The sequence below is a fragment of the Alloacidobacterium dinghuense genome, from assembly GCF_014274465.1.
Taxonomy (GTDB): domain Bacteria; phylum Acidobacteriota; class Terriglobia; order Terriglobales; family Acidobacteriaceae; genus Alloacidobacterium; species Alloacidobacterium dinghuense.
The window spans coordinates 2,700,893-2,716,839 of record NZ_CP060394.1; the positions used below are offsets into that span (position 1 = coordinate 2,700,893).

The window sequence follows — 15,947 nt, forward strand, 5'->3', positions numbered from 1 at the left end:
GACTACCTGGTGTTGATCTGGCATTGTTGGTCGGGAAACGAGAGTGGGACAGGTCGCATTCTGCGATGCTTTGTTCGTGTACGAGTATAGGGCAACCGGATGACGGCTGCAGTTGCACCCTTGCGCCGCGAACAGTGTCCGCGGCACTGGCTAGGTTGTAAGACACACGAAAACTGGCTGTCAAGCAGATAGACCTCTGGCCTTCACCAAGGGCTGTGCATAGTTGTAGACCGCGAATCGGGGATTTAGTTTCTAGCTACGGGCTAAATTTTTGATCCGGTCACACCTCATAGCGGGTATCTTCCGGCTTCGACGGCCTGACGGGCGAGCGCGCGGCCGATCTGGATGGTGTCTGCCGGTTCGTGCTTGACGAGGCGGCGCAGGATGGCGAGCTGGGTGCGCAGCATGTCGCCTTCAGCCACGGCGGCGAGCACGCGGCGGGCGGCCGGTTCGAGGATGGTGATGGCGTGGGCGGTGTAGTACTGGGTGGCGGCGATGGCTGCTTTGTTGTTGGCCATTTTGCGGGCGCGAAGGATGGCGGATTCGACGGCGTAGATTTCGATGAGCATGTCGGCGAGGTCGGCCATGATCTCCTGCTGGTCGGCGAGCGAGTTCATGTACTTCTGACTGGCGGCTCCGGCGGCTAGGAGGGCGAGCTTTTTTGCGTTTGCAAGGATGGCGGCTTCGCGGGCCAGCGCGTCTTCGGGAGCATCATCGAAATTGGGTGAGGGCGCGGACATGACCTCGTCCATGAGCTGCTTGATGGCGGCGAGCAGCGGAAGCTGGCCGGTCATGGCGCGCTTCATAAGGAAGCCGGTGATGATGAGACGGTTGATTTCGTTGGTGCCCTCAAAAATTCTATTGATGCGGGAGTCGCGGTAGGCGCGCTCTGCGGGGTACTCCTCGACATAGCCGTATCCGGCATAGATCTGGACGACGTGGTCTACGACGGCGTCGAGCATCTCGGAGCCCCAGACTTTGAGGATGGAACACTCGACGGCGTATTCCTCGATGCGCTTCTGGATCTCGCGAGAGTTGCGGGCTTCGGCTTCAGCGCCAGCGGCTTTTCCGGTTTCGATGGTAGCGAGAGCGGCGTCAATCATGCCTACGGTGCGGTAAGTCATGGCTTCGCCGACGAAGATGCGCGCCGTGGAGTCGGCGAGCTTTTGCTGGATGAGGCCGAAGTCGGAGATGGACTTGCCGAAGGCCTTGCGGTCCTTTGCGTATTTGATTCCATTGCCGAGCGTGGTGCGCGCACCGCCGAGGCAGGATGCTCCCAGCTTGAAGCGCCCGATGTTGAGGATGTTGAAGGCGATGTGGTGGCCTTTGCCCGCTTCTCCGAGGAGATTTTCGGCGGGCACTTTGCAGTCGGAGAGGATCAAGGGGCAGGTGGATGAGCCGCGGATGCCTAGCTTGTGCTCTTCTGCGCCTACTGTGAGGCCGGGAGTATTGCGCTCGATGAGGAACGCGGACATTTTTGTTTTGCTCGGGTCGGGGTCTTTGGGGTCGGCGATTTTCGCGAAGACGGTGTATAAGTCGGCGAAGCCGGCGTTGGTGATCCACATCTTTTCGCCATTGAGGATGTAGTGCTGGCCGTCGTCGGAGAGCACGGCGCGGCAGCGGATGTTCATGGCGTCGGATCCGGACGAGGCTTCAGAGAGCGCGTAGGCGGCGATCCATTCACCGCTGGCTAGCTTGGGCAGGTACTTTTCTTTTTGCGCATCCGTTCCGTACCAGACCAGCGGGAGCGTGCCGATGCCGACGTGCGCGCTGAAGGCAACGGAGAAGCTGGCGAGCATCGACATGCGGTCGGCGATGATGGCGGAGGTGACTTTGTCCATGGCGAGGCCGCCGTAGGCTTCGGGCACGTCGACGGCCATGAGACCGAGGTCACCGGCTTTTTTCAGCAGGCCGCGGGTCACGTCGAAGTGCTTGGCTTCGATGTCGTCGGCTGCGGGCAGGACTTCGTTCGCGGCGAACTGCGCGGCGGTTTCAGCGATCTGGCGCTGCTCGTCGGAGAAGTCTTCGGGAGTGAAGATGTCGGAGGGTTGGCGCTCTTCGATCAGAAAACTGCCGCCGGTAACGGCTTTAGCGGGAGCGGAGGTGGTAGCGGTGGCCATGTTGTTCGGGTGCTCCTGTTCTGGGTGCAACGGAACATCTTACGCTGAGTTTGTGAAGATTGGCTTGTGGGTGAGGTCAGAGGGATGGATACTCTGGTAATCTCGCGATGAGTATGCAGAATCTGATAATATGATTCTATGAAAAAGGTGGCGATCAGCGTTACGGATGCGGCTCGCAACTTTGCCGATTGCGTGAATCGGGCGCATTACCAGAATGTAACGTATGTGCTGCTCAGGAACGGATCGCCGGTTGCTCGCCTTGTGCCGGATGGCGAGAAGGTGTGCAAGGGGCGCGCGCTGGCGGAAACGTTGGCCATGACGCGGTTGTCGGATGCGGAAGCGCGGAACTGGCGCAGCGATCTTGCATCGGCCCGTAAAGTGTTGAAGGCGCCGATCGACAAATGGCGCTGACCTACAAATGGCACTTATCCTAGATGCGGATGTCATCATCGGCGGAGAAAAAGGGAGCTTCGATCTTCGTTCATGGGTAGCCTCGCGTCCGGATGACGAGTTTGAAATTGCCGCCATCACTGTCGCGGAGCTCTGGCATGGAGTGGAACGCGCGAAAGGCCTTCATAAGACACGCCGGCGCGAATATCTTGAAGCGATACTGGCGGTTTTGCCGATTGTTCCCTATACCGAGCAGACCGCGTATGAGCATGCACGTCTCTGGGCAGAGCTGGAGTCTTCCGGCAAAATGATCGGATTTTATGACGTGATTGTGGCCGCTACCGCCTTAGAGCGCGGCAGTGGCGTGGTTACGTTTAATAAGCGGCATTTTGAACAGGTGAAAGGGTTGTTAGTGGTTCAGCCTGAGTAGCGTGGATGCATTGGAGACTCGGTAGGTGCTGAGGTTGGCGTCGTGCTATCCCACCCTTTGCTTCGCAAAGGATGGGGCACCCGGCAAGTTGCAAAATGGTGAGCCTCGCAAGTTTTACCCTCTTATAATTTCGGAGATTCAATCAACTGGAGATTCTGAATGGCAAAAAGGACAACGAGAGTGGCAGATTCGAAAGTAGCTCGCGGTGAACGCATGACAACTGGAAAGGGGTGGAGGCTAGTGGGCCCGACTGAGCGTGCTTTCAAAGCAACCCTCATAAAAAGGCTGACAATTGGCGACGAGAGTATCGCGATCTTTCGTGTGCTGCCACATCCTGACTGAATAGATTCTGCCCTAGTTTAAGTTTTCAAAAATTCCGGCGGCGCCCATGCCGCCGCCTACGCACATGGTTACTAATCCATAGCGGAGGTTGCGGCGTTTCATTTCGTGCAGTAGCGTGGCCGTGAGTTTGGCTCCGGTGCAGCCTAGCGGGTGGCCTAATGCGACGGCTCCGCCGTTGACGTTGACTTTGGCGGGGTCGAGTCCGGCTTGCTGGATTACGGCCAGTGCTTGTGCCGCGAAGGCTTCGTTCAGTTCGATGAGGTCGATTTGATCGAGGGTTAATCCGGCGAGTTTCAGGGCTTTGGGGATGGCGAAGACTGGGCCGAGGCCCATTTCTTCGGGCAGGCATCCGGCGGTGGCGAAGCTGACGAATCTTGCCAGTGGCTTCAGGTTCAATGCCTCTGCTCGTTCTGATGACATGACTATGGTGGCGGCGGCTCCGTCGGAGGTTTGCGAGGAGTTCCCCGCTGTTACGGTTCCCTTTGCGTGGAAGGCGGGCTTGAGTTTGGCTAGAGCTTCGAGCGAGGTGTCGGCGCGGGGGCCTTCGTCTCGCTTAAAGTCGCTTGTTTTGACTTCGGGCTTCGCAGGATTTTTCGTCGGTGTGGAATTTGTCACCGTAACAGGCACAATTTCCTCCTCGAACCTGCCGGACTGGGTTGCGGCCAGCGCTTTCTCGTGGCTCTTGAGCGAGAAGGCGTCGGCCTGTTCGCGGGTGATGCCGTATTTCGCGGCTACGCGCTCGGCAGTGAGACCCATGGAGAGATAGGTGTCGGCGTAGTGCTCGACGAGCCATGGGTTCGCGCTGATCTTGCGGCCTCCCATGGAGATCATGCTCATCGATTCGGTTCCTCCGGCGAGCATGACTTCGGCGCTTCCCGACCGGATGCGGTCGGCGGCGATGGCGATCGATTGCAGTCCGGATGAGCAGAAGCGGTTGATCGTCATGGCCGAGGCTTCGACCGGCAGTCCGGCGCGCAGGCTGGCGATGCGGGCGACGTTCATTCCCTGCTCGGCTTCGGGCATGGCGCAGCCCATGATGACGTCTTCGATCTCTTTGGGATCGAGCGCGGGGGCCTTGTCGAGCGCGCCTTTGATGGCGATGGCGGCAAGGTCGTCGGGGCGGGTGAAGGACAGCGATCCCTTGGGTGCTTTTCCGACTGCGGTGCGAACGCTGCTTACGATGACTGCATCTCTCATTTTCGGTTTACCTCTGGTCCCTTGCTTTTAGAGGAACCGGGGCTGAAGCCCCTGCGTTCCCCGTTACTCTATTCACCGGGCTAAAGCCCGGTGCTTCTACCTAAACAATTGTCCGCCGTCTTTGACGGCGGTCGAATCGGCCCATGTTAGCTGCGCGAACATGGGGCACCCGACCTCTACCTGAAAATCGGTTCGCCCTAAGGCCATCATCATTGGTGAGCGTGAAGAATCTACCCAAGCTCAGATCGTTGAGATCCTTCGTCCCCTTCGCATAGCTCAGGGTCCTCAGGATGACGACGTATATAGCAATGTTGATCATCATTCGCTTCCTGCCAGGGTCATCCACGTGCCGTTCTTGAAGTAGTGGATGACGGACGATTTTTCGATGTGTGCGTCTCTGATCCCGTCGTGATCGAAGGGGCCATAGGTTTTGTTGGCAATGACTTCTGCAATGCTGCTGGGCGATGCCGGATCGATGCCCCGGGCGTAGCCGAGCATGTTGGTTTCGTTATGCGGATCAGCGGTGTCGGTGTCGAGTTGCGCTGCGAGTTCCGCGGGCTTCGACGCCGAGCCTGACCAATAGATGAGCAGGGTGCTGGTGCCGTTTTGCGAGCAGAGTGCGGCCCAGTCGGACGTGCCTTTCTCTCGAAATGCTCCGCGAATGACGTTCTCAGGGGTACGTGCTTCGTAGCTCTGCGGGATCAGGCAGTGGCGCCTTTCCAAATCGCTGCGAATCGCTGCCGGGAGTTCGGTAAATGACGTCGGCGGAAGCATGCGAAAGGCATAGGACTGATCGCCGATGTGTCCGTGCAATACGTGTTCCCCTTCCTGCGCGCCAGCGAACAGCGGTGCGGCGAGGAGCACCATCCAAACAAGGACCTTGGGTGTTGTTGTCATCTAGATACCTTTCGAGCCTTGCGTATCTCAATGACTTTGCCCCAACTCATGGCGCTGAGATCCTTCGTCACTTCGCTCCTCAGGATGACGCCTTCTCTAACCAGTTATTAGACATCAATTCCGCAACGGCTTTCCCGTCTTCAATGTGAAGGCGATGCGTTCCTGCGTTTTGCGCTCGCCGCAAAGTGAGACGAAGGCCTCGCGTTCGAGATCGAGCAGGTATTGCTCGGTGATGAATGTTCCCGGGGTGACGCTGCCTCCGCAGAGAATGCGGATGATGTGGTGGCCGATTTTTGCGTCGTGGTCGCTGATGTATTCGGCCTGGCGCATGAGGTGCACGCCTAGCTTGAGAGTTGCGCCGACCTGGTCGCCGGGCACCGGGATCTGCGTTCGCTGCGTGGGCGCGGCGTAGCCGTTTTCGGCGAGGTAAACGGCGGTCTCGCACGCGTCAAGCAAAAGACGTTCACGGTTGAGCGTAATTTTGTCGGAAGGCTTCAGCAGGTCGAGGCCACGGGCTTCTGCCGCGGACATTGAGACTTTTGCCATGCCGATGGTTTCGAAGCGCTGCTTCAAAGCCTCCTGCAATTCGCCGGAGAAGGCAAATTGGCGCGGCGACTCTATTGGACTGATACCGGATTCAATGGCTGCGGCGTCGATGGCGTGCAGCGCCATTTCTTTCGTGCCGCCTCCTGCAGGTACGAGACCCACTCCGGCTTCGACGAGGCCCATGTAGAGTTCGGCGCCGGGCTGGCGGGCTGCAGCGTGCAAAGAGATTTCGACGCCGCCGCCGAGGCAGAGATTGAAGGGTGCGGCAACGACGGGGCGCGGGCAGAATTTGATCGTCGATGTCATGCGCTGGAAGGCGCGGACGGCGAGATCGACTTCATCCCAGTCGCCTTCCTGCATGGCGAGCAGTAGTTGCATTAGATTGGCGCCGACGGAGAAGTCGGACGCGTCGCCGGTGATGACAAAGCCGCGGAAGTTGCGGACGTGCTCGCTGTCAGGGTGCAGCGTTTGCGTAATGAGCGAAACAATGTCGTCGCCGATGGCGTTTTTCTTCGAGTGCAGTTCTATACACGCAACCCCCTCGCCGATGTCGACGAGCGATGCGCCTGCGTTTTTGCGGATGACTCCGTTGCTGCGTTTGAAGGCGGCGACATTGGCGATGCCTTCTGGTTGGTGCACTGGCTGGTAGCTGCGCTTCGTTGTGTTGAATTCGGTGCGGGTGCCTGCGGCGTCGCTGTACCAGCTTGTCTTTCCGGATGCGAGAAGCGCTTCTACCTGCGGGCTGATGTGTTCGCTGCGCGTGCGCAGGCGCTCGACGCTTTGCGGCACGCCGACGGCGTCCCACATTTCGAAGGGGCCGAGTTCCCAGTTGAAGCCGGTGCGCATGGCGCGGTCGATGGAACTGATGTCGTCGGCGATTTCGGGCAGGCAGTCAGCGGCGTAGTTCCAGATACGGGTGAGAAGCGTCCACTGGAATTGGCTGGCTTTGTCTTTACTCGAATTGGGGCCGGGGCCGTTGCCGATGAGCAGTTGCAGGCGCTCGGGCAGAGTCTCGGCGTTCTTTGCCATTTCGAGTGAGGGAAATTTCGTGCGCTGCGCGGGGCGGTAGTCGAGAGTTTTCCAGTCGAGCGCTTGGCGATTATTTTTGGGGTCGGGCGCGTCGGGGATTTTTTTGTAGAAGCCCTGCCCTGTCTTATCGCCGAGCCATTTGCGCTCGAGCATGGTTTCGATGAACGCCGGTAGTTTTGTTACGACTGCATCTTCGGCTTTGGTGCTGGAAAAGTTTCTGGCAACGTGGCCAAGCACGTCGATGCCGACCATGTCGGCGAGGCGGAAGGTTCCGGTGCGCGGCCAGCCGATGCTCGAACCGGTGAGGGCGTCCACGTCTTCGATGGTGAGGTCGAGTTCCTGCATCAGCGCGGTCGCGGTGAGCATGGCGAAGACGCCGATGCGGTTGGCGATGAAATTTGGCGTGTCGTGCGCGTAGACGATGGCTTTGCCGAGGCGACGATCGGCGAAGTCGGCGATGGCCGCGATGGCCTGCGCGTTCACTTCCGGCGTGCGGATGATTTCGAGCAGGCGCATGTAGCGCGGCGGGTTGAAGAAGTGCGTGCCGAACCAGCGGCTGCGGAAGTCGGCTGGCATTTTTGCGACGATGGACGCGATGGGGAGGCCGCTGGTGTTGGTCGTCACAATGGTGTCGTGGCGCAGGTACGGAGCGATTTTTTCGAGCAGCGCCTGTTTGATGGCGAGGTCTTCGGTGACGGCTTCGATGATCCAGTCGCAGGATTTGAGTTGAGCGAGGTCGTCTTCAAAGTTGCCTGCGGTGATGAGGCCGGCGCTGGATTTGTCGTAGAAGGCGGCTGGCTTCGATTTGAGCAGCGCCTGCAATGCCTGCTGCGCGATGCGGCTACGGCCTGCTGGGTCGGCGTCTTTGGGAACAATATCGAGCAGCACGACGGGGAGTCCTGCGTTGGCGAGATGCGCGGCGATGCGCGAGCCCATGGTGCCTGCTCCCAGGACGGCGCAGCGGCGGATGAGAGGGACGGTGGCAACGGTTGCGGGCGCGTCGGCGAGAGCGGTGCTCATTCTTAAAGCTCCTTACGGGGGGAGCATATCGGGCGCGTCTGGCTTTGCGCAAGTGACCGGCGGATGCGCGAATTCTAACGGCTGCAGCCGAAGATTCCTGCATCTAACTGCACACTGCTCTTTGCTAGGACGAACGCGGTGAGATTCAACATTTCAGTTCTATGCCTGTGGCTGGTTGCGAGTGCATCCGTGTGCGCGGCGCAGGCGGCCAAGGGAACTCCGGCTTTGCCTCATGGAACGATCTACATCGAAGCCCAAAACATGTCGTTCTCGTTGATCGATGATGTGACGCTGACAGTGAAGCGCATGAACGGATTTCTTATCCCGCGGCCGGGCAAGATTGTGTCGCTCGACGATAAGAAGTCGTTCACGATGCAGATTGAGAATGCGAAGACTTACCTGTCGGCGGAGAACCTGTCACTGCTGCTGAATGCCTACATCCTGCCGCATGCCAAGACATCGATTCACGATGTTACGGTGCATTTTGAAGATCAGACGCTGGTGGTGAAGGGATCGGTGAAGAAAGGCCTGAATGTGCCGTTTGAGGGCAAAGGCACGCTGAGCGTGACGCCCGAGGGCGGCCTGAAACTTCACTTTACGGATGTCAAGGCAGCGGGCGTGCTCAAGAAGGGATTGCTCGATGCGCTTGGGATTACGCTTGCGAGCGTGGCGCAGCCGAAGCATCAGCCCAGCTTTCAGATTCAGGGCGATGACCTGATTGTGTCAGTGGACAGGTTGTTTCCGCCGCCGCATGTGGGGGGCAAGCTGACGTCGGTCGAGATCGATGGCGATCAACTGGTGGAAATCTTTGGACAGCCGAATCCGGTGCTCAAGCCGGTTCCGGTTGCCGCGGACGGCTATGTCTATTTCCGGGGCGGGACCGTTGTCTTTGGAAAGCTCACGATGAAGGATGTCGACCTGGAGATAGTGAACAAGGACAAGACTGCGCTCTTCAATTTCTCGCTCGACCACTACCGCGAGCAACTGGAGGCGGGATATTCGAAATCGCTGCCGAATCTAGGTCTCGTCGTCTATGTCGCGGACTACTCCACGATCGCTCCCAAGAAAGAAACCGGCGCCGTTCCGAAGAAGGAGCCGGAGGTTTCACAGAACAAATAGAACGGATTGCAGGGTTTGACACTCGCACGCGAGGTGGATAGCGTCAGAGTTACGCTGTCATTTGCGAGGAGCAATGAAACTCTTTTCCACTTTGCGTCTAGCTGCCCTGGTGTGCGTCCTGGCCGTCGTCGCGCATGCTCAGGATTTATCCAGCTTTGAGAAACGCACTACGACAAAAGTCCTGCCAAACGGGATGACACTAATCATCTGCGAGCGGCCGGAGGCCCCGGTCTTTTCTTATTTCACGATTGTGGATGCGGGGGATGCGAACGATCCCGGCGGCCAATCGGGGATTGCGCACATGTTTGAGCACCTCGCCTTCAAGGGAACGAAGGACATTGGAACCACCGATTATGCCGCGGAGAAGGTTGCGCTCGACAAGGTGGAGCAGACGTATGCGGCCTACGACGAGGAATTTCGCAAGCGGGTGGGGCGCGACGAGGAAAAACTGAAGTCGCTGCACGAGGCCTTCGTACAGGCGCAGGCTGAGGCGCAGAAGTATGTCATTCCGAATCAATTCACGGAGATTGCCGAGTCCAATGGCGCGGCGGGCTTGAATGCGCAGACGAGTCTCGATGACACGCAGTACTACTGGAGCATGCCGTCGAACCGGCTTCAGTTGTGGGCCTACATGGAGAGCGACCGTATCGGCAATCCCGTACCCCGTGAGTTCTACAAAGAGCGCGATGTGGTGATGGAAGAACGCCGCATGCGGACGGATTCGAATCCGATTGGGCGGATGGTGGAGCAGTTTCTGGCAACGGCGTATGTCGCCCATCCGTATCACCGTCCGGGCGTGGGCTGGATGAGCGAGTTGAGCCAGATTTCCGCGACCGAGGCTGACGCTTTTCACAAAAAATACTATGTTCCGTCAAATATCGTGATCGCGGTGGTAGGCGATGTGAAGGCCGACGAAGCGATGCCGATGCTGGAGAAATATTTTGGCGCGATTCCGGCAGGGCCGAAGCCAGAGGCGATGAGCACAGTTGAGCCTCCACAGGTAGCGGAAAAAGCGATCACTCTCAAGGAACAGTCGCAGCCGCTTTATCTTGAGGGTTACCACAAGCCGGATTATCGCGATCCTGACGACGCAGTGTACGACGCGATTCAGGACATCTTCTCGAATGGGCGCACCTCGCGACTTTATCGCAGCCTGGTGCGGGACCAGCAGATTGCAGCACAGGCGGAAGGGTTCAGCGGCTTTCCCGGCGATAAGTATCCGGGCCTCTTTGCCTTTTTCGCTGTGCCGAATCCCGGACACACACCAACCGAGATGCGGACGGCCATTCATAAAGAGATCGACAAGTTGAAGACGACTGACGTGAGCGATGATGAACTCACCATGTTCAAGACGCGTGCGCGCGCCGATCTTCTGCGCGGGCTTGGCGATAATCAAGGGCTCGCCGAGCAACTCGCGATCTACCAGTTGCGATACGGCGACTGGCGCGAGTTGTTTAACCAATTGAAGAAGATTGATGCCGTTTCGAAGGTGGATATTCGCCGCGTGGCCAGCAAGACATTTGTGGATACGAATCGAACCTATGCCATGGTTGAGTTTCAGCCGCCGGCTCAGGCCGCTGCGCAGCAATCGTCAGGAGGTACGCAGTGAACCGGAGATTTCGTACTCTGAATCGACTCAGCATGCGGCAGCCTGAACGTAAACCGCTGAAGGAAGCTGCGGGCATGCTTCTCGGCTTGACTGTCCTCGTTGCCCTGTCCACTCTCGCGCAGTCGGCGCATGCGCAGCAGCCGCAGCCATGGACGCAAATTCCGGTTCCCCCGCTGCATCCGTTTCACCCCCAGCAGCCAAAGCGCATCGAGTTGAAGAACGGGCTGGTCATCATGCTGCAGGAAGATCATGAGCTGCCGTTCATCAATGGCTTTATCGAGATGCGTGGCGGCTCGCGCGATGAGCCGGCAAACAAGGCTGGGCTGATCGATCTCTACAGCGACGCGTGGCGCACCAGCGGCACCGCGAGCAAGAATGGCGACGAGCTGGATGACCTGCTCGAAGCGAAAGCCGCGAAGGTGGAAACCGGCGGCGATACCGATTCGACTTCTCTCTCGTGGTCTTGCCTGACGAAGGACGAGGACCTGGTCTTCGGCATTGCTGTCGATCTGCTGGAACATCCGGCATTCAAAGAAGACAAATTGATGCTCGCCAAACAGCAGGCGGCTGCGGGTATTGTCCGGCGCAACGATGACGCCAGCGCAATTGCAGGACGCGAAGCGGCGAAGCTGGTGTATGGAGCCAACAGCCCATACACGCGCGAGCCGGAACTGGCGACCATCAAGGCAGTCACGCTTGACGATCTGAAACAGTGGCACGATAAGACCATCGTTCCAAATAACATGATCATCGGCGTGGAAGGCGACTTCGATGCAGCTCAAATGGAAAAGACGCTGCGCGCCGCATTTGAAAATCTACCACGCGGTACGCCGTGGCCCAAACCTTCTGGAGAATTTCCGGGGCCGAAGCCGGGTGTGTATATCGTCGACAAGACGGATGTGAACCAGAGCAACGTGAATATTCTCGGGATCGGCACGCTGCGGAGTAATCCGGATTATTTTGCGTTGTCGGTGATGAACGAGATTTTCTCCGGCGGCTTTGGCTCGCGCCTGTTTCAGGATGTGCGCACGAAACAGGGACTCGCCTACTCAGTCGGCGGAGGCTATGGATCGTCGTACGATCATCCGGGCATGTTCAAGGTGGGAGCGGGAACCAAGAGCGCCAGCACAATCAAGGCAACGCAGGCGATGGTGGCTGAGATCGGCGACCTGAAGACGAAACCGTTCACCGAAGAAGAACTGAAGCGAGCCAAGGACCAGGTGCTCAATTCTTTCATCTTCAATTACGACACCAAAGAGAAAGTGCTGGCTGCCGCAGCACGCCTCGAGTTCTACGGCTATCCGGCGGATTTTCTTGAACGGTATCGTGATGGGGTGGAGCATGTGACGACGGCCGACCTTGAGCGCGTCGCGAAGAAATACATCGACACGTCGAAGCTGGCAGTCCTGATTGTCGGCAACCAGCAGGAGTTCGGGGCGCCACTCACGGAGCTGGGCATGGGCGCGCCTCACGCAGTGGACATCACAATTCCGGGAGCGCCTCAACAGAGCCAGGGCGGCAACGAAGGAGAGCAGTAAGATGCGGTTGGCAATTGTCATCATGGCCGCGGGCAAGGGCACGCGGCTGAAATCGAAACGCCCCAAAGTTCTGCACAAGATTGGCGGCAAGGCTCTGGTGGAGCATGTGATTCACGCGGCGACGCAGATTGTTCCGCCGCAGGATGTGTATGTCGTTGTTGGTCATCAGGCGGGCGCAGTACAGGCAGCAGTGACCGGCACGGGCGTGCATTTTGTTACACAATCGGAACAACGCGGTACCGGACACGCTGTGCAGACCGCTCGCCAGGCGGTGGCGGCGTACGAGCATATCATCGTCCTCTCGGGCGACGTGCCCCTGTTGCAGCCTGAGACGATTGCCCGCCTGCGCGATTTCCATCTGGCCGAGCGCGCGGCCATGTCGATTCTTACGGCTTGCCCTTCTGATCCGCATGGGTACGGTCGCGTCATCCGCCGTGCACCGGGGGCGGCGGAGGTAGCTGCGATTGTTGAGCAAAAGGCTCTCACTCCAGAGCAGAAGACGATTCCCGAGATCAATTCGGGTATTTATGCCTTCGCCACAACTACGCTCTTTCAGCTCATCAATGAATTGAGAACCGACAACGCGCACGGTGAGTATTACCTCACGGATATGGCCGACGTGCTGGTGCAGGAAGGTCAGCGCGTGGTTGCCATCGAGGCCGAGAGCTCTACCGAGGTCCTTGGAGCCAATACACTCGCGGAAATGGCAGATCTGGACGCGGCCATGCGGTTAACAACGGCACGCAAGCTGATGGCGCAAGGCGTCACCATCTACCGGCCGGAGACAACGGTGATCGACGCAGGCGTGCGGGTTGGGCCGGACACGATCATCGAGCCCTTTGTGCAGCTATTGGGCGAAACGCATATTGGCGAAGATTGCCACATCCGCTCTTATTCGGTCATTGAAAACTCGACGATTGAAAATCACGTTCTGATTCAGAATCACTGCGTCATCGATAACGCGCATATTCGCTCAAGCGCGCAGCTGGGGCCTTATGCACGCCTTCGTCCGGGCAGCGACATCGGAGAGGAAGCACACATCGGCAATTTCGTTGAAACCAAGAAGATGCGCATCGGCAAAGGCTCGAAGGCCAACCACCTGAGCTACCTCGGCGACGCCGAAATCGGCAGCGGGGTGAACATCGGCGCTGGGACGATCACCTGCAACTACGATGGCGTCAACAAGCACCGCACATTGATCGAGGACAAGGTTTTCGTCGGCAGTGACACCACGCTGGTGGCGCCCATTGTGATCGGAGAAGGATCGTATATTGCGGCCGGGTCCTGCATCACGGAAGATGTCCCTCCCGATGCCCTTGCTCTGGGGCGCGCGCGACAGACCACGAAACCCGACTGGGCGAGGAGCCACCGTTCCAAGCGATAGGCTGCGAAAGAAGTTGAGCAATCGAACGCCGCTCAGGCGGCGCGTTCCGTTTCCATATCAGCCAGAATGCTGCGCAAACGGATTCTGGCTGAAAACAGCGCCTGGGCCACCTCTGGCCTGGAGACTTCCAACAACTGCGCAATGGCGTCCGACGAATAGCCTTCTACATCGCGCAGAAGAAACGCGAGGCGTTCGATGGGCGGAAGTTCCTGAATGGCCTCTTCGAGATCGGTGCGGCGGACATTCCTTCCGTCCATCCCGGCGGAAACGTCGACCGGCGCGGGCATAGCTGGAGCCAGGGAAAAATGGGAACGAAGACCGGCGATCAAAGCGTCATCGATGATCCTGGAATCCGGCTTTGGGTCGACATGAAAAGCGCGCACAAAACTGTTGGTAAGCAGCGCCTCGGCCTGAAGTTCATTGCCGGTCATGTGGAAGGCCAACGAAAAAACGCGATGACGGTGGCTCTCGTAGATGTCGCGCTGGGCCTGCTCCACCGAACGCTCCTCGGACTGTGAGGTTACGATTCTCGGTGTACTTGCTTCGAATAGTCCACGAAGGTTGATACTCAAAAGAGCATCCTTTCAGACCGGGGAGGAAGTTGGTGTTTCTATTATCTTAAACGATTCCAGCGCCTGAGATTCGAGGAGCAGATTTCCAATTTAGAGTTGTTTGATGCTATTTTTTAAAGTCGAGGTTACTTAAGCAAAAAATAAGCAGTTTAAGAATAGGGCTCCTTTGAATCTCACTGTTTATTCCTTGGTTCAGGGCAGCTGGATTGGCGTCACTGGAAACGTAACCATCGACTCCATGTATACGTTTACGATGCCGCACCGCCGATATAGCAGACCGGCTGACAATGACTTGTAAAAATTATTCCACAGGGCTGGGTTGAGACGCTAGAAGAAGAACGTATGGCATCCGAACGAATCCTGGTTGTCGATGATGAGCCTTATGTAAGGACAGTAATCGCTGCGATGCTGGAAAAGGCGCATTACCGCCCGGTGCTGGCGAGCAACGGTCTGGAAGCGATGGAACGCCTCCAGACCGATCCTCCTTACGACCTTGTGCTTTCCGACATCATGATGGATGGCCTGGATGGGATGAGCCTGCTCGAGCGGTTGCGGGAAGTGCAGCCCGAGACTCCAATGGTCATGGTCACGGCCATTCATGACGTGGGCGTCGCGATCTCCGCCATTCGCAAAGGCGCCTATGACTACCTGCTGAAGCCGTTCGAAAAGGAGCAGTTGCTGGCTACTGTGCGGCGTGCGCTAGATCACCGGCGGCTGGCGCAGCAGAACTCCATGTATCAATCGAACTTGGAGCAACTGGTTGCCGCCCGCACGGATATGCTGCGCCAGGCGATTGCCGATCTGGAGCGATCCTATGACATTACGCTGGAGGCGCTCGGGGATGCGCTCGATCTAAAGGACGCGGAAACCGAAGGTCACTCCAAGCGAGTGACAGGGTACACAGTCGCCTTGTCCAGAGCTATGGGGCTTTCACCCACTGATATCCGCACCATCGCGCGAGGCGCCTTCCTGCATGACATCGGAAAGATGGCGATTCCTGACGCCATCCTGCTGAAGCCCGGCAGACTGGATATCGATGAGCGCTCTGTGATGCGCGACCATTGCGCACGCGGCTATCAGATTTTGTGCAAGATCCCTTATCTGAGGGAAGCGGCTGAGATCGTCTACTGCCACCAGGAGCATTTTAATGGCTCAGGCTATCCGCGTGGGCTGAAGGGCGAGCAGATTCCGCTGGGCGCAAGAATTTTTGCCGTTGCGGATACACTCGATGCCATCACCTCGGATCGCCCCTACCGTAAGGCCAACAGCTTTACCGCAGCCAGAAACGAGATCCAGCGCTGTGCCGGAACGCAGTTTGATCCGCAGGTGGTCGACGTTTACCTGAGCATGCCGGATGGATTATGGATCGATCTGCGCAGGGAAATCAGCCAGCACGCCCGCTTCTCGCCATTCGCCTTTGGTGGAGCGGAAGTCCAAACACCAGGTTAGACGGGAGGTCTGTATGGCGCTATTGAGCCCTGAAGCCGTTCAGGAGAAGCTGAAGCAATTACATGGATGGAAGCTGGATGGAAAAGAAATCGTTCGCGAATTCAGTTTTGCCGATTTTGTTCAAGCCTTGAACTTTGTAAATGCTGTCGGCGAGAAAGCTGAGGCGGCAGGCCATCACCCGGATATCGATATTCGTTACAACAAGGTGAAACTCGCGCTGATTTCGCATGATTCCGGAGGCCTAACGGAACGTGATTTCCGGATGGCTGCAGCTGTGAACGAGATTCCTACCAAAAACTGAATTG

The 15,947-nt window shown here is 57.9% G+C and carries 13 protein-coding genes; 8 read left to right on the forward strand and 5 right to left on the reverse strand.

Annotated elements, in window-relative coordinates; all coding sequences use genetic code 11:
• Window positions 1-287: 287 nt before the first annotated feature.
• Window positions 288-2,120, reverse strand: a complete 1,833-nt coding sequence (locus H7849_RS10940; RefSeq protein WP_186746468.1) for an acyl-CoA dehydrogenase FadE — start codon at window positions 2,118-2,120, stop codon at window positions 288-290.
• Between the two features lie 138 nt (window positions 2,121-2,258).
• Between H7849_RS10940 and H7849_RS10945 the strand changes: the two genes are divergently transcribed.
• Window positions 2,259-2,531: a hypothetical protein gene (locus H7849_RS10945; protein ID WP_186746470.1), complete on the forward strand. Its 273-nt coding sequence runs from the start codon at window positions 2,259-2,261 to the stop codon at window positions 2,529-2,531.
• A gap of 7 nt (window positions 2,532-2,538) precedes the next feature.
• Window positions 2,539-2,940, forward strand: a complete 402-nt coding sequence (locus H7849_RS10950) for a PIN domain-containing protein (RefSeq protein WP_186746472.1) — start codon at window positions 2,539-2,541, stop codon at window positions 2,938-2,940.
• Window positions 2,941-3,294: 354 nt separating this feature from the next.
• Here the strand turns inward: H7849_RS10950 and H7849_RS10955 are convergent, their stop codons facing one another.
• From H7849_RS10955 to H7849_RS10965, 3 genes are all read right to left on the reverse strand, one after another.
• Complete coding sequence (locus H7849_RS10955) at window positions 3,295-4,479, reverse strand: acetyl-CoA C-acyltransferase (RefSeq protein WP_186746474.1); 1,185 nt, start codon at window positions 4,477-4,479, stop codon at window positions 3,295-3,297.
• 318 nt (window positions 4,480-4,797) lie between these two features.
• Window positions 4,798-5,376 carry a hypothetical protein gene (locus tag H7849_RS10960; RefSeq protein ID WP_186746476.1) on the reverse strand — a complete coding sequence of 193 codons (579 nt, stop codon included), beginning with the start codon at window positions 5,374-5,376 and terminating at the stop codon, window positions 4,798-4,800.
• A gap of 114 nt (window positions 5,377-5,490) precedes the next feature.
• Complete coding sequence (locus tag H7849_RS10965; protein ID WP_186746478.1) at window positions 5,491-7,971, reverse strand: 3-hydroxyacyl-CoA dehydrogenase/enoyl-CoA hydratase family protein; 2,481 nt, start codon at window positions 7,969-7,971, stop codon at window positions 5,491-5,493.
• Window positions 7,972-8,109: 138 nt separating this feature from the next.
• On the opposite strand from H7849_RS10965, the gene H7849_RS10970 reads away from it, so the two are divergent.
• From H7849_RS10970 to glmU, 4 genes are all read left to right on the forward strand, one after another.
• On the forward strand, window positions 8,110-9,090 hold the full coding sequence (locus tag H7849_RS10970; RefSeq protein WP_186746480.1) for a hypothetical protein: 981 nt from the start codon (window positions 8,110-8,112) through the stop codon (window positions 9,088-9,090).
• A 73-nt stretch (window positions 9,091-9,163) separates the two neighbouring features.
• The gene (locus H7849_RS10975; protein WP_186746482.1) at window positions 9,164-10,699 is read left to right on the forward strand and encodes a M16 family metallopeptidase; all 1,536 of its coding nucleotides are present in this window, start codon (window positions 9,164-9,166) and stop codon (window positions 10,697-10,699) included.
• Window positions 10,696-12,237 (forward strand): M16 family metallopeptidase, encoded by a 1,542-nt coding sequence (locus tag H7849_RS10980; protein ID WP_251106742.1) that lies wholly within the window; start codon window positions 10,696-10,698, stop codon window positions 12,235-12,237. The genes H7849_RS10975 and H7849_RS10980 overlap by 4 nt, the downstream gene beginning before the upstream one ends.
• A gap of 1 nt (window position 12,238) precedes the next feature.
• Window positions 12,239-13,621: a bifunctional UDP-N-acetylglucosamine diphosphorylase/glucosamine-1-phosphate N-acetyltransferase GlmU gene (gene glmU / locus H7849_RS10985; RefSeq protein ID WP_186746484.1), complete on the forward strand. Its 1,383-nt coding sequence runs from the start codon at window positions 12,239-12,241 to the stop codon at window positions 13,619-13,621.
• A 32-nt stretch (window positions 13,622-13,653) separates the two neighbouring features.
• Here glmU and H7849_RS10990 read toward each other — a convergent pair whose 3' ends face one another.
• Window positions 13,654-14,193, reverse strand: a complete 540-nt coding sequence (locus H7849_RS10990; RefSeq protein ID WP_186746485.1) for an RNA polymerase sigma factor — start codon at window positions 14,191-14,193, stop codon at window positions 13,654-13,656.
• A 342-nt stretch (window positions 14,194-14,535) separates the two neighbouring features.
• Between H7849_RS10990 and H7849_RS10995 the strand changes: the two genes are divergently transcribed.
• Window positions 14,536-15,642: an HD domain-containing phosphohydrolase gene (locus H7849_RS10995; RefSeq protein ID WP_186746487.1), complete on the forward strand. Its 1,107-nt coding sequence runs from the start codon at window positions 14,536-14,538 to the stop codon at window positions 15,640-15,642.
• 13 nt (window positions 15,643-15,655) lie between these two features.
• Complete coding sequence (locus tag H7849_RS11000) at window positions 15,656-15,943, forward strand: 4a-hydroxytetrahydrobiopterin dehydratase (protein WP_186746489.1); 288 nt, start codon at window positions 15,656-15,658, stop codon at window positions 15,941-15,943.
• Window positions 15,944-15,947: the final 4 nt, after the last annotated feature.